The organism is Caballeronia eucalypticola, from assembly GCF_047608185.1.
Taxonomy (GTDB): Bacteria; Pseudomonadota; Gammaproteobacteria; order Burkholderiales; family Burkholderiaceae; genus Caballeronia.
Map to the genome: position 1 here is coordinate 45,708 of NZ_JBLKRU010000024.1, position 25,764 is coordinate 71,471.

At 60.4% G+C, this 25,764-nt stretch carries 23 protein-coding genes and 1 pseudogene; 16 read left to right on the forward strand and 8 right to left on the reverse strand.

Features of this window, described 5'->3' with window-relative positions:
• Positions 1-17: 17 nt before the first annotated feature.
• From narI to ACMX25_RS24875, 5 genes and pseudogenes are all read left to right on the forward strand, one after another.
• Positions 18-695 carry a respiratory nitrate reductase subunit gamma gene (gene narI / locus ACMX25_RS24850; protein ID WP_414952706.1) on the forward strand — a complete coding sequence of 226 codons (678 nt, stop codon included), beginning with the start codon at positions 18-20 and terminating at the stop codon, positions 693-695.
• Positions 696-715: 20 nt separating this feature from the next.
• On the forward strand, positions 716-1,477 hold the full coding sequence (locus ACMX25_RS24855; protein WP_414952707.1) for a peptidylprolyl isomerase: 762 nt from the start codon (positions 716-718) through the stop codon (positions 1,475-1,477).
• Positions 1,474-2,028, forward strand: a complete 555-nt coding sequence (gene mobB, locus ACMX25_RS24860; RefSeq protein WP_414952708.1) for a molybdopterin-guanine dinucleotide biosynthesis protein B — start codon at positions 1,474-1,476, stop codon at positions 2,026-2,028. Before ACMX25_RS24855 ends, mobB begins: the two co-directional genes overlap by 4 nt.
• 37 nt (positions 2,029-2,065) lie before the next feature.
• Positions 2,066-4,050, forward strand: a pseudogene (locus ACMX25_RS24865) (type IV pili methyl-accepting chemotaxis transducer N-terminal domain-containing protein).
• On the forward strand, positions 4,047-4,724 hold the full coding sequence (locus ACMX25_RS24875; protein WP_414952710.1) for a response regulator: 678 nt from the start codon (positions 4,047-4,049) through the stop codon (positions 4,722-4,724). Before ACMX25_RS24865 ends, ACMX25_RS24875 begins: the two are co-directional and overlap by 4 nt.
• A gap of 4 nt (positions 4,725-4,728) precedes the next feature.
• On the opposite strand, the gene glgA is transcribed toward ACMX25_RS24875, so the two are convergent.
• Together glgA and glgC are read right to left on the reverse strand one after the other, a co-directional pair.
• Complete coding sequence (glgA, locus tag ACMX25_RS24880) at positions 4,729-6,204, reverse strand: glycogen synthase GlgA (RefSeq protein ID WP_414952711.1); 1,476 nt, start codon at positions 6,202-6,204, stop codon at positions 4,729-4,731.
• Positions 6,205-6,238: 34 nt separating this feature from the next.
• Positions 6,239-7,522, reverse strand: a complete 1,284-nt coding sequence (glgC, locus tag ACMX25_RS24885; protein ID WP_299711590.1) for a glucose-1-phosphate adenylyltransferase — start codon at positions 7,520-7,522, stop codon at positions 6,239-6,241.
• A gap of 485 nt (positions 7,523-8,007) precedes the next feature.
• On the opposite strand from glgC, the gene pdxY reads away from it, so the two are divergent.
• The 4 genes from pdxY to ACMX25_RS24905 all read left to right on the forward strand — a co-directional run bounded on the left by pdxY (position 8,008) and on the right by ACMX25_RS24905 (position 13,181).
• Positions 8,008-8,871 carry a pyridoxal kinase PdxY gene (pdxY, locus tag ACMX25_RS24890; protein WP_414952712.1) on the forward strand — a complete coding sequence of 288 codons (864 nt, stop codon included), beginning with the start codon at positions 8,008-8,010 and terminating at the stop codon, positions 8,869-8,871.
• 172 nt (positions 8,872-9,043) lie between these two features.
• Positions 9,044-9,844 (forward strand): SDR family oxidoreductase, encoded by an 801-nt coding sequence (locus tag ACMX25_RS24895; protein WP_414952713.1) that lies wholly within the window; start codon positions 9,044-9,046, stop codon positions 9,842-9,844.
• A complete protein-coding gene (locus tag ACMX25_RS24900; RefSeq protein WP_414952714.1) occupies positions 9,837-11,696 on the forward strand; it encodes a glycoside hydrolase family 15 protein in 1,860 nt (619 codons plus the stop codon). The genes ACMX25_RS24895 and ACMX25_RS24900 overlap by 8 nt, the downstream gene beginning before the upstream one ends.
• Before the next feature lie 48 nt (positions 11,697-11,744).
• On the forward strand, positions 11,745-13,181 hold the full coding sequence (locus tag ACMX25_RS24905) for a dihydrolipoyl dehydrogenase (RefSeq protein WP_414952715.1): 1,437 nt from the start codon (positions 11,745-11,747) through the stop codon (positions 13,179-13,181).
• A 133-nt stretch (positions 13,182-13,314) separates the two neighbouring features.
• Here the strand turns inward: ACMX25_RS24905 and ACMX25_RS24910 are convergent, their stop codons facing one another.
• The 3 genes from ACMX25_RS24910 to ACMX25_RS24920 all read right to left on the reverse strand — a co-directional run bounded on the left by ACMX25_RS24910 (position 13,315) and on the right by ACMX25_RS24920 (position 16,449).
• On the reverse strand, positions 13,315-13,662 hold the full coding sequence (locus tag ACMX25_RS24910; RefSeq protein WP_414952716.1) for a hypothetical protein: 348 nt from the start codon (positions 13,660-13,662) through the stop codon (positions 13,315-13,317).
• A 310-nt stretch (positions 13,663-13,972) separates the two neighbouring features.
• Positions 13,973-14,863 (reverse strand): 3-hydroxyisobutyrate dehydrogenase, encoded by an 891-nt coding sequence (gene mmsB, locus ACMX25_RS24915; RefSeq protein WP_414952717.1) that lies wholly within the window; start codon positions 14,861-14,863, stop codon positions 13,973-13,975.
• Positions 14,864-14,904: 41 nt separating this feature from the next.
• A complete protein-coding gene (locus tag ACMX25_RS24920) occupies positions 14,905-16,449 on the reverse strand; it encodes a CoA-acylating methylmalonate-semialdehyde dehydrogenase (protein ID WP_414952718.1) in 1,545 nt (514 codons plus the stop codon).
• A gap of 215 nt (positions 16,450-16,664) precedes the next feature.
• Here ACMX25_RS24920 and ACMX25_RS24925 point away from each other — a divergent pair, with 215 nt between their 5' ends.
• The 7 genes from ACMX25_RS24925 to infA all read left to right on the forward strand — a co-directional run bounded on the left by ACMX25_RS24925 (position 16,665) and on the right by infA (position 22,189).
• Positions 16,665-17,627 carry a LysR family transcriptional regulator gene (locus tag ACMX25_RS24925; protein ID WP_414952719.1) on the forward strand — a complete coding sequence of 321 codons (963 nt, stop codon included), beginning with the start codon at positions 16,665-16,667 and terminating at the stop codon, positions 17,625-17,627.
• Positions 17,628-17,808: 181 nt separating this feature from the next.
• Positions 17,809-18,843, forward strand: coding sequence for a M23 family metallopeptidase (locus tag ACMX25_RS24930; RefSeq protein WP_462686299.1), 1,035 nt, complete (start codon positions 17,809-17,811; stop codon positions 18,841-18,843).
• A complete protein-coding gene (locus ACMX25_RS24935) occupies positions 18,830-19,207 on the forward strand; it encodes a hypothetical protein (protein ID WP_414952720.1) in 378 nt (125 codons plus the stop codon). Before ACMX25_RS24930 ends, ACMX25_RS24935 begins: the two co-directional genes overlap by 14 nt.
• A 93-nt stretch (positions 19,208-19,300) precedes the next feature.
• Positions 19,301-19,738, forward strand: a complete 438-nt coding sequence (locus tag ACMX25_RS24940; protein ID WP_414952721.1) for a bactofilin family protein — start codon at positions 19,301-19,303, stop codon at positions 19,736-19,738.
• 175 nt (positions 19,739-19,913) lie between these two features.
• Positions 19,914-20,891 (forward strand): magnesium/cobalt transporter CorA, encoded by a 978-nt coding sequence (gene corA / locus ACMX25_RS24945; protein ID WP_414952722.1) that lies wholly within the window; start codon positions 19,914-19,916, stop codon positions 20,889-20,891.
• 646 nt (positions 20,892-21,537) lie between these two features.
• Entirely contained in the window at positions 21,538-21,831 is a 294-nt protein-coding gene (locus ACMX25_RS24950; protein ID WP_174254562.1) for a hypothetical protein, read from the forward strand.
• Positions 21,832-21,922: 91 nt separating this feature from the next.
• Complete coding sequence (gene infA, locus ACMX25_RS24955; protein WP_031361766.1) at positions 21,923-22,189, forward strand: translation initiation factor IF-1; 267 nt, start codon at positions 21,923-21,925, stop codon at positions 22,187-22,189.
• A gap of 171 nt (positions 22,190-22,360) precedes the next feature.
• Here the strand turns inward: infA and ACMX25_RS24960 are convergent, their stop codons facing one another.
• From ACMX25_RS24960 to zwf, 3 genes are read right to left on the reverse strand one after another with little or no spacing between them, the layout of a single operon-like run.
• Positions 22,361-23,242 carry an HAD family hydrolase gene (locus ACMX25_RS24960; RefSeq protein ID WP_414952723.1) on the reverse strand — a complete coding sequence of 294 codons (882 nt, stop codon included), beginning with the start codon at positions 23,240-23,242 and terminating at the stop codon, positions 22,361-22,363.
• The gene (locus tag ACMX25_RS24965; RefSeq protein WP_414952724.1) at positions 23,239-24,090 is read right to left on the reverse strand and encodes an ROK family protein; all 852 of its coding nucleotides are present in this window, start codon (positions 24,088-24,090) and stop codon (positions 23,239-23,241) included. The genes ACMX25_RS24960 and ACMX25_RS24965 overlap by 4 nt, the downstream gene beginning before the upstream one ends.
• A 10-nt stretch (positions 24,091-24,100) precedes the next feature.
• A complete protein-coding gene (zwf, locus tag ACMX25_RS24970; RefSeq protein WP_414952725.1) occupies positions 24,101-25,657 on the reverse strand; it encodes a glucose-6-phosphate dehydrogenase in 1,557 nt (518 codons plus the stop codon).
• Positions 25,658-25,764: the final 107 nt, after the last annotated feature.

Consider the following 25,764-nt stretch of genomic DNA (forward strand, 5'->3'; position numbering starts at 1 on the left):
TTCCAGGGATTACGTTCATGCTCAATCAATTTCTGTTCGGTATCTATCCGTACATTGCGGCGGCCGTTTTCCTGTTCGGCAGCTTCGCGCGCTTCGAGCGCGAACAATACACATGGAAAGCCGATAGTTCGCAGCTGCTTCATCGCGGCAATCTGCGGCTTGGCAGCATCCTGTTTCACGTCGGTATTCTCGGACTCTTCTTCGGGCATCTTGCCGGCCTGCTCACGCCCGTTGCTGTTTGGGACTGGCTCGGGATCGAGCACAGCACGAAACAAGCTGTGGCAATGATCGCGGGCGGCGTGATGGGCTCCCTGTGTCTCGCCGGTCTCGTCATCCTGATTCACCGCCGCCTCACCAACGCGCGTGTTTCCGCCGTGACCCGCACTGGCGACAAGGTGTTGCTGGTGTGGATTCTCGTCACCCTGCTGCTCGGCTTGTCGACTATCCGGGAGTCAGCGGATCACATGGACGGCCACATGATGGTCCAGCTCATGACTTGGGCGCAGCATGTCGTCACGTTCCGCGGTGACGCAGCGCAGTACGTGGCGGCCGCGCCATTCGTATTCCGGATGCATCTGTTCATGGGCATGTCGCTGTTCGTGATCTTCCCGTTCACCCGCCTCGTGCACGTCTGGAGCGGCTTCGCTTCCGTCACGTACCTGAGCCGCGCATGGCAACTCGTGCGGCCTCGCTAACCTGTCAAGAGGAGAACATCATGGCGATCATCGTCAATGGCGTGGAGCTTGCGGACATAGACCTGGAGCGCGAAATGCCGGCGCATGGGAGTACGCTGGACTCAGCGCCGGACTCACATCAGGCAGCGCTGACGGCGGCAGTGCTGCGCCGCGTGCTACTCGATGAAGCGGCTCAGTTGAACATCATGGCCTCGGCTCAGAACGACGAAGCCATGATCGAAGCGTTGCTCGATCATCAACTCGCTGAAGCTGCTGCACCCACGCATGAAGAATGCGAGCGCCACTACCTCGCTGACCTGGAGCGCTGGCGAGTGAACGAGCGCGCGCGTGTCAGCCACATCCTGTTTCAGGTAACGGAGAAAGTGGATCTGGCGGCGCTGCGTCAACGCGCCCAACAGACGCTCGATGAACTGCTGCACGCCGACGATCTCGACCTGCGCTTCGCTCACTGTGCGCGTACCTTGTCGAATTGCCCGTCGGGCGTCGATGGCGGCGCACTCGGTGAAATAGGCCGCGGCGACACGGTCGCGGCGTTCGAACGCGCTGTATTTGCAGCGCCCGCTGGTACCCTCTGCCCTGCACTTGTCGAAACGGAGTTCGGCTTCCACATCATCCGGGTTCACGAGAAGTCGCCGGGTTCGGTGTTACCGTTCGAGCAGGTCGAACTGCGGATTCGCGTCGCCATGTCTCAGGCGCTGCGCGATCTCGCCGAGCGGCGTTATGTGATGGAAGCGGTCGGACGCGCTAATATTCAAGGCTGGAAAGACGGGGTAGCGACATGACAGAAGCAGCGGCGAACCTGCGCATCTTTGGTATTTGCGGGCGGTCGGGACAGGGCAAGACAACGTTGATCGAGGCACTTTTGCCCTGGTTCCACGCGCGTGGACTGGTCGTGAACGTGGTGAAGCACAGTCATCACTCAATCGATCTCGAACCGCCGGGCAAGGACAGCGCGCGTTATCGCGCGGCCGGCGCGGGCGAAGTGCTGATTGCATCGCCGTACAGATACGCCATCGTGCGCGAACTGCATGACGCGCCCGAACCGCCGCTGGCGGATCTTGTCGCTCGGCTCGCACCAGCGGACTTGACGCTGGTGGAAGGCTTCACGCGCGAGCCTTTGCCGCGCCTTGAAGTCGTGCGTCCCGAGGCGGGCCGCGACCCGCTGTACCTGACCGATGCGGCAATCCTTGCGATTGCCACCAACGACGCCCTGCGTCTTCATGACGCATCCGCGATCCCGCTTCTGCCTCTGGCGGACGTTGGCCGGATTGGTGAGTTCATATGTAAAACAGTCGGACTCTCCCTGATGGACGCTCACACGCCGGATAATTAGCACCCTTTGCATTCCGGTCGCGCAAGCACGCAGTTCCATGTCCGATCATCCGCTTCACCTGACCTCCTCCCTCGCCACGCCGTTCCGATACCGCTTATCCACGCGCATTGTCGCGTTGTCCGGCGTGGCGCTGGCATTAGTTCTGTCCATGATTGCGGGTACGCTCTGGCTGTCCTGGCAACTCGAAGGCGCAGGGGCCGCAATCAATGACGCAGGCAGCCTGCGCATGCGCGCGGGTAACGTGGCGATCCAGCTCAACGAAGCACGGGCCGGCCACAAAGCCGACGTAAAGTCGCAAAGCACCCTGCTCGATCTCACGCTGGCCAATTTGGAAAGCGGAGATCCCGAACGCCCGTTATTCCTTCCCGCCGCACCCGCAATCCACGCTCAGCTAGCGGCCGTGTCGCGGTCCTGGCACGAGTCGCTGATGCCAGCAATCTCGCATGATTTATCGAGTTCCATCGATACCCCCTCGCTGTATCTCGCCCGGCTGCCCGCGTTCGTGGCCGAAGCCGATGCCCTGGTCCGCATGATCGAGCGTGAAAACGCGCGCAAGACCGCCTGGCTGCGACGCTGGCAAATAGCCCTTGCAGCGCTCGCGTGCCTGGGTACGATTGCGATCGTGTATTTGCTCTATGCGTGGTTCGTCACGCCCGTACGGCGTCTGGAGCGCGGTTTGTCCCGTATCGAGCAGCGCGAATTCAGCGCGCGCTTGCCCGTCGAATCGCGCGACGAGTTCGGTCATCTTGCGCATGGCTTCAACCGGATGGCGAGCGAGCTTCAAAGCTTGTACCGGGATCTCGCGCTGCGCGTGACAAGCAAAACCGCTCAACTCGCCACCCGCAACGGCGAGCTGGTCGCACTCTACGAGATGACCTCATTCCTGCATGGCGCGCATGACGTTGAAGTCCTGTGGCGCGGGTTTCTTGCGCGTGTCATGCGCCAGTTCAATGCCGGCGGAGGCACCGTTCGCGTCCTCGCGCAAGAAGCGGACAACCTGCATCTGGTTGTGTCCGAAGGTTTGCCCGAGCCCATTCTGAATGCCGAGCGCTGCATGCCGGCCAGCACCTGCGCGTGCGGCGCGGCAGCCACCAGCGGCCTTACGGTCGTACGCGATCTGCGCATGCAGCAAACGGCTGACAGCGGGCCCGCGACTCGTTGCAGCAAGGCAGGTTTCGATGCAGTCGCGGCCTTCGGCATCGTCTCGCACGACGTAACGCTGGGTTCGTTCTCGCTGCATTTTCGCGGTGACCGCCCCATGCTGCCGTCGGAAACACGGCTGCTCGAAACGCTCGGCAAACATCTGGGCACAGCTTTGCAGAATCATCGGCTCGCCACGGCGGCGCGTCAGCTTGCGGTCGCGCAGGAACGTCACCTGGTCGCGCAAGGACTGCATGACAGCATTGCGCAGAGCCTGCGCAAGGACTGCATGACAGCATTGCGCAGAGCCTGAATTTCCTGAAGCTGCAACTGCATTTACTCGATAACGCCGCCAGCCGCGACGACATGAACGAAGTGCGCGAGATCGCACCGTTGTTGCGCGGAGGTCTCGAGGAAAGTTATGAGGACGTGCGTGAACTGCTCGTCAATTTCCGCACGAAGTTTGCGACCGGCAACCTTCGCGACGCGGTGGACGAGACGGTCACGCGCTTCGAGCGGCAAACGGATGCAGTAGTCACACTCGACTACGACGAAACAGGCGGACTGCCCTTGCCGCCCGACCAGCAGCTACAGGTGCTGTTCATTCTTCAGGAGGCGTTGTCGAACGTACGCAAACATGCGCTGGCTACGCAGGTCCACGTTACGCTCAAGAACGCGCGCGATTTTGAACTGACGATACACGACAACGGCGACGGTTACGATCCCGCTAATATCGCCAGCCGCGGTGAGGCGCACGTCGGTTTCCACATCATGCATGAACGCGCGGCGCGGCTTGGCGCGCTCTTAGAGCTGACCAGCGAACCTGGCACGGGCGCACGCGTATACCTTCTGCTGCCCGTCAGCGAACGGCAGGCAGCATGACTATCCGCATTCTTTTAATCGATGACCACACGCTGTTTCGCTCCGGCGTGCGCGCGTTATTGCAGCGTCTGCCCGACTTTGAAGTCGTGGACGATGCCGCCGATGGCATCGAAGGATTCAAGCGCGCAAAGCAGCATCGCCCGGACGTGATCCTGCTCGACTTGAACATGCCGGGGTTATCGGGGATCGAAACGTTGCAGTTGCTGCGGCAGGATTTGCCGGATACAGCGGTCATCATGCTGACCGTGTCGGAAGACGTGGATGAACTGACCCGCGCGCTGCGTGACGGTGCGTGCGGCTATCTGTTGAAAAACATGGAAGCCGATGCGCTCGCTACCATGATCCGCCGCGCGGCGGCGGGCGAATCCGTGATCGCTGAGAGCATGACTCAGCGGCTGATCGCGCAGATGAGAACGCCGGCACACGTGGAAGAAGCCGTGCTGCCCACGTCGCTCGAATCACGCAGTTCAGCGTCTCCTGTATTAACGCCAAGAGAACGCGACATCGTGCGGATCCTGGCGCGCGGCGCAAGCAACAAGGATATTGCGCGTGAACTCGACCTGGCCGAAAGCACCGTGAAGATTCACGTGCGCAACGTGCTTCGAAAACTCAATCTGTCGAGCCGCGTGCAGATCGCGATTCACGCGCTTGCACGCGACCTGGCCGACGAGTAACCGACTAACCCTGACGCGATCCCATCAGCTCGCGATACACGTCGCAGTATCGCAATGCCGATGCTTCCCAGCCGAAGTCCTGTTCCATCGCGCGACGCACCACGGCTTTCCATTCCAGCCGCCGTTGCTTCAATGCAAACGCGCGCCGGATCGCGGCAACAATCGATGGCCGGTCGAATTTCTCGAATACAAAACCAGTAGCGATTTCGTCCGCGAGATTCTCCAGCGACGCATCCACCACGGTATCGGCGAGCCCTCCAACGCAGTGCACGAGCGGGAGCGAACCGTATGCCAGCGCGTACAACTGCGTCAGGCCGCACGGCTCGAAGCGTGACGGCACCATGACGATATCGCTGCCCGCGATAATCGAATGAGAGAGCGTTTCGTCGAATCCAAGCTCCACGGCAACCGCTTGCGGATGCGCCAGCGCAGCATTCTTGAGGCCATTTTCAAGCGCTGGATCGCCGGTGCCCAGCACGACGAGTTGCCCCCCGCGCTGGACGATATCCGGAAGCGCCGACAGCAACAGATCAATTCCCTTCTGCTCGGTCAGCCGGCTTACCACGCCGAACAGCAACGCATCCGGCTCGCGCGCCAGCCCGACACGTTCCTGCAATGCCGCTTTGCACTTCGCTTTGCCGGTGAATTTGGCGATGGAGTAAGGCGTGTTGATGGTGGTATCGGTCGCCGGATTCCACACGGTTTTATCGACGCCATTGAGAATGCCGCTGATATCGTGCGTGCGGGTTCGCAGCAAACCATCGAGCCCGGCGCCCTGAGCGTGAGTTTGAATCTCGCGTGCGTAAGTCGGACTCACGGTCGTGATGCGATCCGCGTAGAACAGTCCGGCTTTGAGAAACGACAGATGACCGTAGAACTCGACGCCATCGACGGAGAAAAAATCCGCCGGCAACTGCAGCACGCCGAATTCCGCGGCGGGAAACACGCCCTGATACGCGAGGTTATGAACCGTCATGACCGAGGGCACGCGCGCCGCGCCGGTCGCGCGCTCGTGTGCCCGCAGATACGCCGGCGCGAGGCCGGCGTGCCAGTCGTGCGCGTGGAGGACGTCGGGTTTCCAGGCCGTGTCCGCTCCGTTCGCGAGCCGCGCGGCCGCCCAGCCGAGCAGTGCGAAACGCCGGTCGCTATCGGCATATTGCGTATGCGAGCTGTCCAGATACGGATTGCCCGGCCGATCGTAGAACGCATCCGCGCGGACTACGTAGACCACGATTCCATGCGGTCCGAGCAGACCTCGCTCGAGCCGCACGTGATCGATGCCAAACGCCCAGCCAAGGTCGGCTACGGGCTCGATCTGCGTCAACCCCGCCACCACCGAAGGAAATGCCGGCAGGATCACGCGGGCATTCGTGCCCAGTTGCGTCTGGGCCGGCGGCAATGCGCTCACGACATCGGCGAGGCCGCCGGTTTTCAAAAGCGGATACATCTCCGCTGCAACATGCAGCACGCATACGGTCATCGGTTCCCCATTGGCTTGTTTCCGGTCGCCCGAATTATGACTGCTTCGCTTGTCCGAGACGTGTCAGCGCGTCCTGTGTCACGAGCACCACGCCGTTTTCGGTTCGGAAAAACCGCTCCGCATCGTAATCAGGATCTTCACCGATGACCAGCCCCTCGGGCAACGTGCAACCCCGGTCGATCACCACCCGCTTCAGGCGGCAGCTCGGGCCTACCGTGACCTGCGGCAACAGAACGGCTTCGTTAATGTGACAGAACGAATGCACCCGCACCGCCGATGAAAACACCGACCGCGCGACTTGGGAACCCGAGATCACGCAGCCGCCGCACACAAGCAAGTTGTTGATCGCGCCCTGCTGCCCGTGCAGGTCGCGCACGAACTTGCCCGGCGGCAACTGCTCCTGATTCGTCCAGATGGGCCATTTGCGGTCGTACAAGTCGAGCGCTGGAATGGTCGACGCGAGGTCCAGATTTGCCGACCAATATGCGTCCACGGTACCCACATCACGCCAGTACGGCGGTGCGTTCGGGTCGGTTTCCGACGTCACGCATGACATGCCGAACGGGTGCGCGATCGCCTTGCCGCTTGTCACCACACGCGGCAGGATGTCCTTGCCGAAGTCGTGATCCGTATCGGAGGTCAGGATGTTTTCTTCGAGCAATTGATACAGGTACTTCGCGCTGAACACATAGATGCCCATGCTCGCGAGCGCGACGTCCGGCTTGCCCGGCATCGCGGGAGGATCCTCCGGCTTCTCCAGGAAATCCGTTATACGACGCTGTGCATCGACGTGCATCACGCCGAACGCGGTCGCCTCCATGCGCGGCACCTCGATACAGCCGACCGTGCAATCCGCGCCGCTCTCGACGTGATCGAGAATCATGCGCGTGTAGTCCTGCTTGTAGATGTGGTCCCCCGCCAGCACGATGATGTACTCGGGCCCGATCGACCGGATGATGTCCAGGTTCTGGAAGACCGCATCCGCCGTCCCCCTGTACCAGCTTGAGTCAACGCGTTGCTGGGCCGGCCAGATATCGATGAACTCGTTGAACTCGCCGCGCAGGAAACCCCAGCCGCGCTGCAGGTGGCGCAAGAGCGAATGCGCCTTGTATTGCGTGACAACCGCGATGCGCCGGATGCCTGAGTTCAGGCAATTCGACAACGCGAAGTCCACGATCCGGTATTTGCCGCCAAAATGCACTGCTGGCTTAACGCGTTTATTCGTGAGCGGTCCGAGCCGGGTACCCCGGCCGCCCGCAAGGACGATAGCCAGCGTGTTCTTCTGCAGATCCGTACGATTTCCTGTCAGCGTCTCCATACCGACCTCCTGTTTTGCGGCCTGTCTCTGGCCTGTTTGTAGCTTGTTTCAGCTGTTTACCGGTGCTTGCTGGCGAATGACTCGAATGGGACTGGGTGGTTTTCTCCAGAGGATTTGAACCTCAGTTTGAACAACAGTTGATTGAGCGGTTTGGGATGATTTTGCTGCAAAGGTGAATAGTTCGCACCTGCTTTTCGGAAATTGATGCGCGAGTTCGTCAAAATCGCTTGGCAATCCGATGGAATGTCTTTGGCGGACAGACTCTCGCCCTTATGCGTCGCATCAAATCCACGAGTTTTAGCAATCCTCGTGCCAAGTGATGCCAAGCGGATCCCGCTCTCACGGGTCTTTCACGAGCAGGTTCCACGGACAGGATCTTCCGATACAGGCAAAAACCACGGCACAATGATGTCTGGCATGCCGAACATGCATGCGGTTTTCGTGCGCGGCCGTGAGGCCGCTGTCCTGCACCTCTAAAAACCATCATGCAAAACGTCCTCAGTATTCAGTCACACGTGGTCTTCGGCCACGCAGGCAACAGCGCGGCGGTTTTCCCCATGCGCCGCATGGGCGTCAACGTCTGGCCGCTCAACACCGTGCAGTTTTCGAATCACACGCAATACGGGCGCTGGACCGGCGGGGTTGTCGACGCCGACGAACTGACGCGCGTGATCGAAGGGATTGGTGCTATCGGCGTGCTGTCGCGCTGCAATGCAATCCTGTCGGGTTATCTCGGCTCGCCTGAGCAAGGCGCCGCAGTCGTGGAAATTGTCAGGATGGTGAAAGCCGTCAATCCGAAAGCGCGCTATTTCTGCGACCCCGTCATGGGCACGACTAGCGGCTGCATCGTCGAACCGGGCATCCAGGAGTTCTTGGTGAACATCATGCCGGAGGTCTCCGATGCCATGACGCCGAATCACATCGAATTGCAGAAGCTGACGGGACGCACCATCGAAACGGTGGACGAAGCGGTCGCGGCCTGCCGCGAGGTGATCGCCCGTGGCCCGAAAGTCATCCTCGTCAAACACCTGATCGACAGAAACAGCCGCGCCGATACCTTCAACATGCTCGCCGTGACCGCGACCGAAGCGTGGTTTGCGCAGCGGCCGCTCTACCCTTTCGCGCGGCAACCGGTCGGCGTGGGCGACCTGACCAGCGCGGTATTTCTCGCGCGTACGCTGCTGGGCGACTCGGTGCGAGATGCGCTGGAGCACACGCTTGCCGCAGTGAACGCCGTCGTACGGAATACATTCCAGGCCGGACGCTATGAGCTTGAGATCGTCGCGTCGCAAGACGAGATCGCCTATCCCACGGAACGTTTTCCCGCGCTTGGGGTGGAGTCGGAATAGCAAGCAGGACGCCTTGGCGCCAGTCCACGAACGCTTTCGCGAGCGGGACCGGCACTTGCTCCGTCCCCTGACGTCTCCGGCTTAAGGCCGGCCCCCAGCAGGTGCATCGCGAGCAGGCGCTACGCAATAACGCGTTGCCTACAGCGCGCTTCGCACCGAATCAGGGAACGTTATGAACCCAGTACTCGAAGGTCAGGTCGCGCTCATCACCGGTGGCAGTTCGGGCATAGGCTACGGCGTGGCTCAAGCGCTCGCCGATGCCGGCGCGAGCGTCGCGATTAACTACCACTCGCATGGCGAAGCTGCTGAAGCGCTCGCGGCATCGATACAAAAAGCCGGCGGCCAGGCTATCGCCATCCAGGCCGATGTCTCCGACGAAGCCGACATCGACGCCATGTTCGACACATTGATCAAGCGTTTCGGAACGGTCGACATCGTGGTCGCAAATTCCGGCCTGCAGAAGGACGCGAAATTCGTCGACATGTCGCTCGCCGACTGGAACGCCGTGTTGAACGTGAACCTCACGGGCCAGTTCCTCACCGCTCAACGCGCCGTGCGTGAATTCCTCCGGCGCGGTTCGCGTCCCGTGTCCAAGGCGCTGGGCAAGATCATCTGCATGAGCTCGGTGCATGAGGTGATTCCATGGGCGGGACACGTCAACTATGCATCGTCGAAAGGCGGCATCCAGATGATGATGAAATCGCTCGCGCAGGAAGTCGCGCCGCACGGGATCCGCGTGAATTCGATTGCACCGGGCGCCATCCGCACGCCGATCAACAAGGCGGCGTGGGACAACCCCGAAGCGTTGAAGGCGCTGCTCGAACTCGTGCCCTACGGCCGGATTGGCGAGAGCGAGGATATCGGCCGGGCAGCGGTCTGGCTGGCGTCCGACGACAGCGACTATGTGGTTGGCACCACCTTGTTCGTGGACGGCGGCATGACCCTGTATCCGGGCTTTGCCGACAATGGTTAGCTCTCGCGAAGACCGCCCCCGACCGGAACAGGGCATTGGGGTTGAGGCGCATGGGTTGATCGGCAATATGCGCACGACCGCGCTCGTGTCGACCGATGGCGTGATCGATTTCATGTGCTTTCCGCGCATCGATTCGCCGACTGTGTTCGGATCGCTGCTGCACCCGGAAAATGGCGGCGCGTTCAGCATCACGCCGACCTTCGACGTCTCGCGCACGAAGCAGATGTATCTGCCGGAAACGAACGTGCTGCTGACGCGCTTCATGTCGGCGCAGGCCGTGTGCGAGATCGTCGACTTCATGCCCGTCTCGGATGACGACGACGCCAAGGCGACCTCCAATTGCGTCGTGCGGATCGTGCGTGCGATTTACGGCGACATGTCCGTGCAAATGCGCTGCGCGCCGCGTTTGGACTATGCCCGCGGCAGTCACGAAATTACGCAAGTCGATGCCAATACGCTGCGCTTCACGCCCGCAAGCCGGGCGGCCGGCGCTCAGACAGAAGCCCTCACGCTCGATGCGACCGTGCCCTTGTCGATCGATCACGACGACGCTGTCGCAAGCTTCGATCTCAAGGAGGACGAGACGGTTTGCTTCATCTTCGGCGCGGAATCTGAAGCCTTGCGCAGGACGCTTCCTTGCAAGGAAGCGCTGTCCGGCACCATCGACTTCTGGCGCGAATGGTCCGCGCAATCCACCTACCGCGGCCGTTATCGCGAAGTCGTGATGCGCTCCGCGCTGCTGCTCAAGTTGTTGAGCTCGCGGGAAACTGGCGCGATTGTCGCTGCGCCGACGTTCGGGTTGCCGGAAACATCGGATGGCAAACGCCGCTGGGATTATCGATACACCTGGATTCGTGACGCTGCATTCTCCGTCTACGCGTTGCTCCGGCTGGGCTACATTGGCGAGGCACGCAACTTCAAGAACTGGATCGCCGAGCGCAACAAGGAGTGCGGCTCGGACGGGTCGTTCCGGGTCATGTACGCGGTAGACGGCGAGGAGACGCCGGAAGAAGAAATCGTCCCCGAACTTTATGGCACCGGCAGCGAACCTCCGCAGGTCGGCAATGGAGCGCGCGATCAAACGCAGCTCGACGTCTACGGTGCGTTGCTGGACGCTATTTACCTGTACAACAAATACGGCGAAGCCATTTCCTACGACGGCTGGGGCCACGTCACGCAGACGGTGAATTTCGTTGCGGAAAACTGGCAACAAGCAGACCAGGGAATCTGGGAATTTCGCAACGGCGGCCGGCCATTGCTGCATTCCCGCCTGATGTGCTGGGTCGCCATGGATCGCGCAATCCGCCTCGCGCAAAAACGTTCTCTGCCCGCGCCGTTCGCCGAGTGGAACGCGGTACGCGACGCCATTCACGCCGATATCTACGCGAACTTCTGGAACGACAAGATCCAGAGCTTCGTGCAGACGCCCGATTCGGCGACGCTGGATGCATCCACGCTGATGATGCCGCTCGTACGTTTTATCGGCCCGAAAGATCCGCGCTGGCTTTCGACGCTCGATGCAATCGGCAGCGAACTAGGCGTCGATCCGCTGATTTTCCGCTACACGCGCGGCGATTCGCTCGATGGTCTTCCCGGCGAGGAAGGCGGTTTCAGCGCGTGTTCGTTCTGGTACGCGGAAGCACTTGTGCGAGCAGGCCGGGTGAATGAAGGACGGCTGATATTCGAGAAGATGCTGGCCTATGCCAACCACGTTGGCCTGTACTCCGAAGAGGTTGCGATCAGCGGCGAAGCGTTGGGCAATTTCCCCCAGGCACTGACCCATCTTGCGCTGATCAGCACCGCGTTCCAGCTCGACCGGAGCCTGGACGGGGCACATCCGCAGTGGTCGTAGAAAACACGCTCGAGTACGCAGTCGAACCTATCTAATGCAAGGGTAACAATGAAGCAGATCAAGGTGGACGTCGCCGTCATTGGCGCTGGGACGGCTGGCATGGCCGCGTATCGTGCGGCACGGCATGCAGGCAAAAAGGCTGTAATCATCGAAGGCGCCGAGTTCGGCACCACCTGCGCGCGCGTGGGCTGCATGCCGTCCAAGCTGCTGCTCGCGGCGGCCAATGGACTACACGATGCAAAGGCACAAGCGCCCCGAGGCATTGAAGGCACGTATGAGCTTGAAGCAAACGGTGAGCATGTATTAGCCTATGTGCGCAAGGAGCGCGATCACTTCGTCAAAGGGGTGCTGGAGGAGACGGATTCGTTTCCTCAGGACACGGTGATCCGTGGCTACGCTCGCTTCGAGTCGCGTACCGTTCTTCTCATCGATGACTTCGCGCGCGTGGAAGCCACGGCCGTAGTGATCGCCACAGGCTCGGCATCCATCGTTCCAGACGATTTCAAGTTGTTCGGCGACCACCTGATCACAAGCGACGATGTCTTCGAGCTGAAGACCCTGCCCAAACGCTGCGCCGTTTTCGGCGCGGGGCCAATCGCCCTGGAACTCGGCCAGGCATTCGCCCGACTCGGCGTGGAAGTCTTCATGTTCAGCCAGAAAAACCAGGTGGGTGCGCTGTCGGACACTCCTGTGCGCGATACATTGATTGAAGCGCTGCAGCAGGAGTTTTACCTCGACCCCGACGCGACCATCCTCGAAAAATCGATGCAGGATGGAGAACCCACGATCCGCTTTAAAGCGCTGGATGGGACCGAACGCACTGAGCGCTTCGACCGCGTGCTCGTGGCGACCGGCAGGAAGCCTGCATTGACTTCATTGCAGCTTGAAAAGACCGGCGTCGAACTTAACGACAAGGGCGTTCCCCTCTTCAACGAACAGTCGATGCAGTGTGGCGACAGCAATATCTTCATGGCAGGCGATTGCGACGGCACGCGTCCCTTTCTCTCCGATGCCGCCGACGAAGGGAAGCTCGCCGGCGACAACGCCACGTGTTTTCCTGATGTCCAATCCGTCAAACGCAAGGTGCCATTTTCCATTGTGTTCTGCGAGCCACAAGTCGCGATCGCGGGTGCGTCCTACGACGACCTCGACAAGCAGATGACAGTAACCGGAAGCGTGTCGTTCGAAACCCAGGGGCGCAGTCGCGTACTGCGGCAAAATCGGGGTTTGCTGCATGTCTATGCCGACGCCAAGACCGGCAGATTGCTCGGTGCGCAAGGGTGTGGACCGGCCCTCGAACATCTCGGGCATCTGCTTGCATGGGCGTTACAACTGGAACTGTCCGTGGAAGACATGTTGAAGCTGCCGTTCTATCACCCGGTGATCGAGGAAGGATTGCGCACGGCGCTCAAGGAAGCGAACAAGAAATGCTTTGAATCACGCTCGCAGTCGGCGCCTGAATTGCCAACCGCGGTAGGTTGCTGATTTTCGAATCCGCAAGCGCTTAAAACCCAACGAAAAAAGCCCGCTCGAACAAAACATTCGAACAGGCTTTTTATTGCTGCGAGAACCTGAATAGCGCGACTGCTCACATAAACCGCGCGCTTTTATTTTGACGTTACATTGCGTATTGCAGTGCGAGGTCAAATCCGAGCACCACCACCGAGCAGAACACACCAAGCAGCAAGTTACCTGCACGATGTGCAACGTCATGGTGTTTCGTCAACATGGCCGCAGCCATGAATGCGATTTCAACAATAATCTGGATTGCAAACACCGCTAGCATCAGCGCAAATTCATACCCCATCGAACTGAAGTCCGCGAAGTTGAAGCCACGCACGGCCACCCACGAACCTACGCGCCATAACTCATACGCCAGCAGCACCAACGGGAACAGGTAGCTGAACACGTAGGTCGGCAGCGTTGCATGCCGCAATTCCATGTGAAAATGACGAGTTGTTTGCATCTGGCTCTCCTTGATCCTGGCTATTTGCCGCCGGCATTTCGCTGGCCTTAATTAACCTGATAAACCTAATAAACATCTCAAAGCGGCTTCGCTGCCTTCATCACTGAATTCATCGCTCAGTTAGTAATTTACTTACTAATACAGATGAAGACATGAACGTCGTGCTTTGAGAATAGGCCAAAATCAGAAGAAGCGAATCATCGTATTCCCCATGTCCTTGCTTGGCATGGCAGAGCGAATGCGATGCTGCAACGCAGCTTAAAAGATCACATAAAATGCGCCGCAGCAATTCGCAATCGGCAAATATTAATCAGGCCTCCTCGCTACTGTACAGCTTGATGATCGCGGAGAAGTCCAACCCGCCCAAGCCCTGCATGCTCATGGTCTGGTAGAGCTGCTGCGCGAGCGCACCCAGCAGGATGGGTTGCTTGACTTGACGCGCTGCATCAACGGCCAGCCCCAGATCCTTCAACATGAGATCCGCGCCGAACCCCCCCGTATACCCGCGTGACGAAGGGGCATTCGGTAAAACGTTAGGGTAGGGATTACACGTATCGGCGCTCCAGCAACGTCCTGTCGATGTATTGATGATTCCGGCAAGCTTGCCTGGTTCAATCCCAAGCGACGCACCCAGTTTCATTGCTTCCGCCACGCCGATCATCGAAATGCCGAGCAGCAGGTTATTGCAGATCTTCGCGATCTGACCCGTCCCCGTTTCGCCGCACTGAACCATGTTCTTGCCCATGCCGGCGAGCACCGGTTTGAGCGTTTCGAACAACTCAGCATTGGCGCCGACCATGAACGTCAGCGTGCCCGCCTGCGCGCCGACGGTGCCGCCGGAAACGGGGGCATCGGCGAATGGATTGCCCTGCTTCGAAGCGGCTTCGCCAATCAGCCGCGCGGTCGCCGGATCGATCGTACTGCTGTCGATCAGCGGCACGCCCGGACGAACCCCGGCGAGCACGCCATCCGGTTCCAGATACACCGCCCTGACGTGCGCGGCGGCCGGAAGCATGGTGATCACCACCTCACTTGCCTGAGCCGCCTCACGAGGCGATGCGGCCGTCCGCGCGCCTGCATCGACGGCCGCCTGCAATGCCGTCTTCGATAAATCGAAAACCGTCAGCGAATGCCCCGCTTTCAGCAAGTTGGCGGCCATGGGGCCGCCCATGTTGCCCAATCCGATAAAGCCGATTTCCATTGCGTTCCCCTTTTTATTGCTTCGCAAACCTGACAACCAACTTAGCGCAGCGAAATAGTCGTGTTGACGCCGTCGTTGACGGTGGCGTCGTCGAACCAGCGCGACGTGACGGTTTTGGTTTGCGTATAGAACTGCACGACTTGTTTGCCGTACGGTCCAAGGTCGCCCAGCTTCGAACCGCGCGATCCGGTGAAGCTGAAATACGGCACCGGCACGGGAATCGGAATGTTGATCCCCACCTGGCCGACATCGATCTCGCTCTGGAATTTGCGCGCCGCCGCGCCGCTTTGCGTAAAGAGGCCAACGCCGTTGCCCATCGGATTGCGGTTGACCAGTGCAATGGCATCGTCAAGCGTTGCGGCTTCCAGCACGCAAATGACCGGTCCGAAAATCTCCTGCTTGTAGATGGTCATGTCGGTGGTGACGCCAGAGAACACCGTCGGGCCAATGAAATTGCCCTGCTCGTATCCCTTCACCTTTACATCGCGGCCATCCAGCGAAAGGGTTGCACCTTCCTTCACGCCTGCATCGATCAACCCGAGGATCCGCTCCTTGGCCGCGCGCGAGACGACCGGTCCGACGTCGGTGTTCGCTTCCGTGCCGCCGTTCACGGACAAACCGCGCGCCCGCTCGACCAGTTCCGGCAACCAGTCCTTCGATGCCCCCACGAACACCACCACCGATGTCGCCATGCAACGCTGCCCCGCCGCTCCAAAACCCGCACCGGCAAGCGCGTTTAGCGTCTGCTCGCGGTTTGCATCGGGCAAGACGACTGCGTGATTCTTCGCGCCCATCATGGCCTGCACGCGCTTGCCGTGCTGGCTGCCGAGGTTGTAAACATGCGTTCCCACATGCGTCGATCCGACGAACGAGATCGCCTTGATGTCCGGATGCGTGCAGATTGCATCGACCACGTCCTTGCCGCCGTGCACGACATTCAGCACGCCCGCCGGAATGCCCGCTTCGAGCGCCAGCTCGACCAGCTCCATGGTGGACAACGGGTCCTGTTCCGATGGCTTCAGCACGAACGTATTGCCGCAGACGATCGCCATTGGGAACATCCACAGCGGGATCATGGCGGGGAAGTTGAACGGCGTGATGCCGGCGCACACGCCTATGGGCTGGCGCAGCGTGTAGGTATCCACGCCGCCCGCGACGTTCTCGGAGAATTCGCCCTGCTGCAGCGTGCCGATCGAACACGCATGCTCGATCACTTCGAGGCCGCGGAAGATATCGCCTTCGGCATCGGGCAGCGTCTTGCCCTGCTCGGCCGTCAGCGTCTGCGCGATCCGTTTCATGTTCTGGCGCACCAGGTCCTGGAAGCGCAGCATGATGCGCATGCGTGCGCCAAGCGGCGTCAGGCGCCACGTCTGGAACGCTTTTGCCGCCGACGCCACGGCGGCGTCCACTTCTGCCTCGGTCGCAAACGGCACCCGGCCAACGACCTCCTGGGTCGCAGGGTTCACGATATCGCGCCACTCCTGCGTCGTCGATTCAACGAACTTGCCATCGATCAGCAATTTTGCCGTGCGCACGCCGGCGTTGGATTGTTCGGCCTGCGACGGACGGTCAGCAACGGTATTCATAGAGAGGCTCCTTGAACGGAACGTTCCTGGTGGAACGGGATGACAGAGACGCGGACGCACGCGGAAAATGCCGCGCGGGTCGCCAGGGGGAATGTCGTCTCCGGATTATTTGAATGTTGTTGGCTCACCCATTACACAACGGCTAGGGAGAGTCCACAACCTTCAGTATAGTTATGCAAATCTCTACGAAGTATGGATACAAATACCCATCCGATATGCAAAAAAGCACGACTCCGGGCCTTAGCAACCTGAACTGGGACGATCTCCGGTACTTCCTCGAAGTGGCGCGAACCCAGCGCGCAAGCGGCGCGGCGAAGCGTCTGGGCGTCGATTACACGACGGTCGCGCGGCGCGTGCGCGCACTGGAAGACGCACTCGGCACCCTCCTCTTCGATAAATCCCGCAGCGGCGGTTTCATCATGACCGCCGAAGGACAGCGTCTGCTGGCATATGTCGACGCAATGGAAAGCACGGTTCAATCGGCGACCGAGCACATTGCCAACTCGGGACACGCGTTGTCCGGTCACGTGCGAGTTGGCTCGACCGAAGGTTTCGGCTGCTTCTTTCTGGCGCCGCAGCTCGCGCGCTTTCAAGACGTGCATCCGCAGATTTTCATCGACTTGTTGCCGGTGCCGCACTTCGTCAGCTTGTCCAAGCGCGAGGCCGACATCGCCGTCACGCTCGAGCGCCCGGAACACGGCCAGACCGTCTACACCAAACTCTGCGACTACCGCTTGCGCCTCTACGCCACGCGCGAGTATCTCGACCAGCATGAACAGATAAGCCGGGTGGAAGACCTCGCGACACATCGCTTCGCGAGTTATATCGATGACCTCGCGTTCAGCTACGAACTGCTCTATCTCGAACGCGCGATTCCGGGTGCTGTATCGCGTTGGCGGAGCACCAGCGTGATCGCGCAATATCACGCCGCGTTGCAGGGCCGCTCGCTCGCAATCCTGCCGTGTTTCATGGCCGCGCAGGACCCGCGCCTCGTGCCCGTTCTCGCCGATGACATCGTCGTCACGCGCGCTTTTTATCTCTCCTGCCGCGAAGATTTGCGCAAACTGAAACGCATCACGGCAGTGTGGGATTTCTTGCGCACAGTGGCTGAAATCAATCGTCCGCTGCTGATGGGCGAGGCGCGCGAGATGCTATGGAACGAAACGGTGAGGCCGTGAATTTCGTGTTTGTTCAGCTCCCCTTATATATGAGATACGCATTCGCGTAACGGGTGCATAATCGTCCGCCCATAAGGCTTTCCGCCGTAGCCCTGCTGCGGCGTTTTCACATGGACGTGACCTTTATCCATCTCATATTTATCACTCGCAGACAGACCGGTCATCCATCGCCCGGGGGTGTTTGCTCGCCCCCGTTTTTGCGCGCGCGTTTGCCGCGTTCGGTGCGCTGATGGCGTTCGTCATCTGGTCCCGCCGGAACGTGTCGCACCAGCGTGTGCGTTTCGTCGAAGCGCGCACTGTCCGCGCCATGGTGATCGTCGCCGTCGTTGCGATGATCCTGGCCGCGCTCGCGCTTGGCATCGCGATTGGCGCGGCCATGGGCAACACGCACGCGGCCGAAGAGAAAGCGCAAACAGAGCGGCGCTCCTACGAAATCGATGAGCTCGGCAAGATCAGCGCAACACTCACGCATATCGAACCGCGTGTGATCGAACTCGTGTCGCAAGTGAATGAACTTCAGGACTTCGAAGCACAATTGAAAGCGGCACGGCGCGCGGCCGATCATCCGGACATCCACGTGGTTCCGCCGCTCCCCGATAACGACGACGAATCGCCGCTCGACAGCAGCGCATCGGGCGGACCATCAATGCCGCCGCGCCTCTGCGACGCCCAGCACGCGGCGGCTACCGGTTCCGCGCCGCAGCGGTTGAAGCGGACACAAAGCGCGCTCGATTGCCTCGATACAACCATCGGTGCACTCGATGACGCCGTGCTCGCTCACTACGCGTCATACATGGCGTTTCCGGGCCGCCAGCCCGCGCCCGCTGCGCGCCCCGGTTCGCCATTCGGCAACCGCATCGACCCTTTCACAGGACATCTGAACTTTCATCCGGGCGTGGATCTCGTTGCCCCTACAGGCACGGCTATCTTCGCCAGCGCGGGCGGCCGCGTGATCCAGGCGGGACCGCATGGCGGCTACGGCAATGCCATCGATATCCAGCACAGCAGCGGCGTGATTACCCGCTACGGACATACATCGAAGATATTCGTGAAAGTGGGCGATCTCGTCATGCCCGGCCAGAAGATTGCCGAAATCGGCTCGACGGGCCGCTCGACCGGACCGCACTTGCACTTCGAGGTGATCATCGACGGGACACAACTCAATCCCACGTCTTATCTCGCCCTCTTCAAGCCGAAATCCAATGCCGCGAACTGATCGAAACAGGCCTTCGCACAAGCTCACGCGCCGCACCTATTCGCTGACATCAAGACGCGGTCCGACGTGGCCCATGCTGTTGCTCGGCACGATTGCCGCTGCCTGCGCCGCGGCCGCGCTGGCGGCGGCGGGCTTCGCACTTGTCACGTCGCGCGACAACAGCAAGAAGGCCGATGCGTTGTGCGCACCGCCCATGTCTGAACGCGAGATCCGCGAGCAACTTTCGAAGGCGCGCCTCGCTCTCGACCACGAAGTGGCGACGCGGCTCGTCATGGAGCAGCAAGCGGCCGAAAGCTCGGCGGAGATTCATCGAATGCGAACGGACCTGACCTTCCTCAAGCGTCAACGGGACAAGTCGAACTAGACCGACCGGTCCCAAGCCACCCTCCACGCCGGCACATCGATCCGTCCATGACCGGCAACCATTTTTGCAATCCAGACCAGAAGGGGTTCTCCCATGTTCAAGAAAAAATCTCCCGGCGTCAGTCAAGCCAAGCTGGCTACGCTGATCGCACACGATGTCCAGATCGCCGGCAACCTCGAATTCAGCGACGGGCTGCGCATGGATGGCCACGTCAAGGGCAACGTGACGGGCCGCGCGGGCGAGCAGACGCTGCTGGTCGTCAGCGACCAAGGTTCGATCACAGGCAATGTCATCGCGTATGACATCGTGATCAACGGCACCATCACCGGCGATGTCACCGTCGAGCATTTTGTCGAGCTGCAATCGAATGCGCATGTGAACGGCAACATCTATTACCAGCAACTGCGCATGGACGTTGGCGCTTCCGTGGAAGGCAAGCTCACGAAACGCGACAACTCCCTGGCGCCGCAGGCGGAAACGCCGCGGCTCAGTTCCGAACTGACCTCGGACTACTCGCATAGCGAGACGTAACTTGCGTGCCGGCCGGGTTGCAAGACGACGGATCAGGGAAGACGCCTGCGCAGTAGGCGCCCGGCAAATCCGCTAACATCTACCGCAATCCCGGCCATGCCTCCCTGATACGCTGCCGCTCTTCGCGAAAGGCGGCATGCGCCGGCACCATCACCGTGTGCGGGGGCAGGAATCCATGCTGGTTAATTGCGCGGCTTACCAGAAAGGCCGCAAGCTCGCCGACGTCGCTATCGACGATATTTCCGCATACCGGGACATTTCCGACTGCTTCGTCTGGGTCGCGCTGAAGGACCCCGGCCCGGGCGAACTCGCGCATATGTCACACCAGTTCGGGCTGCACGAACTTGCCGTGGAAGACGCTCAGCAAGGCCACGAACGCCCGAAGATCGACGAGTACGCGGACTCGCTGTTTTGCGTGCTCCACACCGTGGAACTCGATACCGACAACGAGCTGGTGGTCGGCGAGATCAACGTGTTCGTCGGAAAGAACTACGTGCTGTCCGTCCGTAACCGGACGAGCCAGGGTTTCCAGGACGTGCGCAAGCGGTGCGAGCGCGAACCGCATTTGCTGGAACACGGCCCGGCATTCGTGATGTACGCGCTGATCGACAATGTAGTCGACCGGTATTTCCCCATTCTGGAAACGCTCGGCGCGGAGCTCGACGAACTCGAGGAACGCATTTTCGAGCGCAACGGGTCGGCGGCGTCGCGGGTGATCATCGAAGACCTGTACTCCCTGAAGCGCCGGCTTGTCCTGCTGCAACATCACACCGCGCCGCTGCTGGAGGCGGTCAGCAAGCTGTACGGCGGCCGCGCGCCAGGCATTTGTACCGGCATGCAGGATTATTTCCGCGATGTGTACGATCACCTGTTGCGTATCGTGAAAACCATCGAAGGACGCCGCGAAATGATCGTTACCGCGATTCAGGTCAACCTGGGCATGATTTCGCTGGCGGAAAGCGAAGTGACCAAGCGGCTGGGGTCGTTTGCAGCACTGTTCGCCGTGCCCACCATGATCGCCGGGATCTACGGGATGAACTTCCACCGCATCCCGGAACTCGACTGGGCCTATGGCTATCCGGCGGTCATTGTCGTGATGCTGGCGCTGGACATTGGCCTTTACTGGCGGTTCCGCAAGGCAGGATGGCTATGATGGTTATAATGGATGCTTCGGTGCCGCTGGAAGGCGGTTGGATGACTTAAGACGATTCGGCAGAAACAGCGCGGAAGCCAAGCGCAGCTCCCGTCGGACGGCATGTCAGCATTGCAGCATCGAGAGGCGGGGCCTCCGGCGACAGCGGAACTTTTTTCTGATTTGCTGTCTAATAATACATAGTGCGCTTCTAGCGCAGCGTGTTTGCCACGGCAGCAGCGATCCATCCAACATTTCAGCGCTTCGCTTTGGCTGAATGTCATCGCCCCGGCAGTGTGGGCTCCGCAAACGGTCGCGGCCCTGCATTCGTCTTCAAAGTTTAAACAGCAGCGACGTCGACGGTTGCTTGTTTCCACGCGTTGTACCGCGCATGGTTGCATAGGTAATACGTGCATAGGGGCATGGGCAGCGCGACATGCGCGGCGCACGTGTTACTGCGGTGTTACCGCGACGTTCTTCAACACCTACAGCCCAGCGAGCGGCTGCGCCATGTGTGCGCCGCGCGTCATTTTTTGCTCGTAAGCGCTTGGTCGGCCGCGCGTGCCATGGGGCACCGAACGGTCGACGAAGTGGTTTTCAAGGCATCGTCCGCACCATTTCGATGCCCGGGCGGGCGCAATACAGGAACTCAGGAAACATGAAAGAACTGGTCAAGCCGCTTAAGACGTACAAAGGTTATGAAATTCATCCGCTGATTTACCCCCGTGGCGCCCGTGACGGCGGTGCCGCAGTCCGTGCAGCGGATACCGGCTACGAAGCGTCGGTGCGCATCCGCCGCGCGCCGCCGGCAGGCGAGGAAGCAACGGGCGAAAGCCGCGTGTTCCGCATTGAACAGACCGGATCGTTTGAAAACGGCGGCCAGGCTCGCCGGGCGTGCTTGTTGCATGCGGAAAAACTGATCGACGGCCAGATCGACGGGCAGACTGTTGCAGATCTGTGACTAGATGCGGCTGTTAGACGTTAAAAGGCATCGCGAGGTCGGGCCGGTCTCGCATACAATCGCATCGAATAGATGATTTAAGGAGCTTTATATGGCGAAAGAAGAGTTACTCGAGCTGGACGGCATTGTTGACGAAGTGCTTCCCGACAGCCGCTACCGCGTGACGCTGGACAACGGCGTGGTCGTGGGCGCGTACGCATCGGGCCGCATGCGCAAGAACCACATCCGGATTCTCGCGGGCGACCGTGTGACGCTGGAATTGTCGGTGTATGACCTGACGAAAGGCCGGATCAACTTCCGGCACAAGGACGAACGCGCAACCGGCGGCGGTCAACGTCCGCAAATGCGTCGCCGCTAAGCAGAACGCTGTCGTGACGCGCCGTTAAAGCGAGTCCCGCGCAGTTTTGTTGGCTGGAGTCGAGACGAGAGCAACGCTTCGTCGGCGCCACCGCTTGATGCTGCCAGTCAGCATCGCATGGCGCCGATGTCGCTCTCCTACGCGTCCTCGTTCTCCTCAACCCTCGCATCATCATTTTCCCTTCCGGGCCGCCAGCAATCCGTTGAGGCCTAAAGCGAAGCCGTCTTCATCGTTCGTAGCCGACACAAACGTTGCGTGCGATTGAACGTCTGCCGACGCCTGACCCATCACAATGGAAACGCCCGCCACGTCGAACATGGCGACGTCGTTGCCCATGTCTCCCAGCACCGCCACGTTTCCCAGCGCAACGCCCGCCAGCCGCGCCAGTTCGCGCACGCCCTCGCCTTTGTTCGCGAGCGGATGCGTGATGTCGAGGTAATAGGTTTGTGAGCGCATTGCCATGGCGCGGCCCTTGAGCGTGTCCTGGAACTCGGCCTCCTTTCGTCCAAGCAGCACCGCGTCTTTCGTCGATGCCACGATCTTTTCGACCGAATCCAGGTCGATGTCCTCGAAACGCTTGACCACCACCGCGTCGTATCCCACGGTCCGGCGCTCCAGCGGCACGTATTCGCCGCCGGGATTCGTGATGTACCACTGGTCGTCGATGAACACCCATGCATCCACTCCGTCGCGCTCCAGGCTCTCCAAGGTCGCTTGCGCCGCGTCGCGCGACAACAAGTGAGCGCTCAAGGTCTTCCAGCCGGCGGGATCAACGAGTTTGCCGCCGTTGAAAGCGGCAAACGGCGACTGGATCCCAAGCGTTTCGACGATCGAATGCATGCCCTTGCCCGGCCGGCTGCTCGCCACGGTGAAGCGGACACCCGCGGCGGTCAGATTGCGCACCGCTTCCTTCGCAGGCTCACCGAGCGATTTATCCGTATAGAGCAAGGTGCCGTCGCAATCCGTGATCACGAGTTCGACCTTCGCCAGCGCCTTCTCCGGATCATCGTGACCGGGACTGAGCTTGAGACCCGTATCGCCAATGGATGTCATTCAAACGCTCCAGCCGGCAACTGCCGCGTTTCGCGCACTGAACGCGGGTGCCAAAGCCGCGCGCCCCCTTCAATACCTGCTTCGTTCGAGACGACTTTCACGTTATCCGGCAAGTCGAAGTTAAGGTTGGCTGCGTTGCCGCCGCCAATCCACAGACGGTCGTAGTTCACGAGCGAACTCAGAATGCCGATGATCTTCTCCACGCGGCGGTTCCAGCGCTTGTTGCCCGCCTTGTCGCGCGCCGCATTGCCGAGATATTCGTCGTACGTCTTGTTCTTGCTCACCGGATGATGCGCCAACTCGAGATGCGGCATGAGTTCGCCATCGCGGAAAAGCGCGGTGCCTGCACCCGTGCCGAGCGTCAGCACGAACTCGATCCCTTTCCCTTCGATAGCAGCAAGCCCCTGCATCTCGGCGTCGTTGATGATACGCACCGGGAGGTGCCCAAGATGCTCGGCCAGCATCGCCGCGAGCGGCACGTTGCGCCAGAATTCGTTGCCGAGGTTTGGTGCGGTCAGTATGTGGTTATCCCGCACTACGCCCGGAAAACCAATCGAGATCTGCGTGGCCGGCAGCGGCGTCAACAGCGGCCCGACCAATTCCACCAGCTTCTGCACCAACACGTCCGGCGGACACGGATGCGGCGTCGCCACCTTGACCCGCTCCGTTTCCATCTTCCCGTGCGCGTCGATAATCGCGGCCTTCAGGCCCGTCCCGCCCACGTCGATGGCAAGAATCCGTTCCTTCGCGCTCGAACGTCGGGCGGTCTTGCTTGCTGGTGCCTTGCTTGCGACTTTCTTCACTGCTACGGTTTTCTTCACTGCGGCCTTGCGCGCTGCTGTCCCCATACGGTTCTCCTTAGTTCTTGTCGTCGTGATCGGTTTTTTGCGTGTGATCGTCAGCCACCAGCGGACGCCAGGCGCGGCCGTCGGCCTTCAGCAGTTCGTCGGCTTCCTTCGGTCCCGCGCTGCCCGCCGTGTAGCCATGTACCGGCAACGGGCCGCCTTCGGGATGCAACACACCGTCAACCGCCGCCCAGCTTGTTTCAATGCTGTCCGCTCGCTGGAACAGCGTTTCGTCGCCGAGCATGCAGTCATACAGCAGCGTTTCGTAACCGACGTTCGGCTTTTCATCGAAGAAATCGCCGTATTTGAACGATGACTTGACGGCCCCGACCTTCATCACGGGCCCAGGCACCTTCACGTTGAAATCGAAGCTCGTGCCGTGTTCCGGGTCAATCCGCAAAGTCAGCACGTTCGGCACGAGGGTATCCACCGGCGTGTCGCGGAACAACAGGAACGGCACGGCTTTCAGTTGTATCGATATCTCCGTGCGCCGCGCCGTCATCCGCTTACCCGTGCGCAGATAAAACGGCACGCCGGCCCAGCGCCAGTTCTCCACGAACACCCGCGCCGCCGCATACGTCTCCGTCTGGCTATCCGGCGCGACGTCGGCTTCTTCCCGATACCCCGCCATGGTCGCCGATTTTTCGTACTGCCCGAGCACCACGTCATTGGGTTTCAGCGGCTGGATCGCATCGAAAATGTCCGCTTTCTTGTCACGCACGGCTTCAGCATCGAATGAATTCGGCGGTTCCATGGCGACCATGCCGAGCAACTGGAACAGGTGGTTCGGGACCATGTCGCGGAACGCGCCGGTCTGCTCGTAAAACCCGCCACGCGCTTCCACGCCAATGGTTTCGGCCGCCGTGATCTGCACGTGATCGATGTACTCGCGCCGGAAAATGGGTTCGAACAACGCGTTCGCGAAGCGCACCGCGAGGATGCTCTGCACCGTGTCCTTGCCCAGAAAATGATCGATACGATAAATCTGGTTCTCGCCGGCGAACTTGAGAATGCTCTCGTTGAGATCCTTCGCCGATGCGTAGTCGTGTCCAAACGGTTTCTCGATCACGACACGCCGGAAACCCTGGTCGGTTTCCTTCAGCAAACCCGCCTTGCCGAGCCGCTCGACGATCGGCTTGAAGAAGCGCGAACTGACAGCGAGATAAAAAATGACATTTCCACTGTCACCCAGCGACTGCTTGAGCTTGTTAAATACGTCATCGGTCTCGAACTCGCCAGCGACGTATTCCAGGCGCTCCGCGACCCAGTTCCACGCACGATCGTCGAGTTTGGAAGTATGGAAAGCACCCGCTTTGTCGGCGGCAAAACTTTTCAGCGATTCGGTCAGCTGGTCGCGCCAGGCGCTCGTCTCGAGCTCGCCGTGGTTTACGCCAATGATCTTCATCTTGTCGTCAAGCAGGCCATCGGACGACAGGTTGTACAGCGCCGGCATCAGCAGCCGTTTGGTCAGGTCACCGGCCGCGCCGAAGATGACGAGCGTACACGGCGGGGCGGGATGCTTGCCGGGAGGTTGCGGGGAGGAAGTTGCTGTAGCAAGTGAGGTCGACATAGGGTTCTTTAAAAGAAGAGTTGAACGCACTGCCTATTAAAGACCATGTTGGGCACAACACAGTTCAAAATCCTGCCCAAACGGTCTGCTTCTGGCCTGCTACTGCG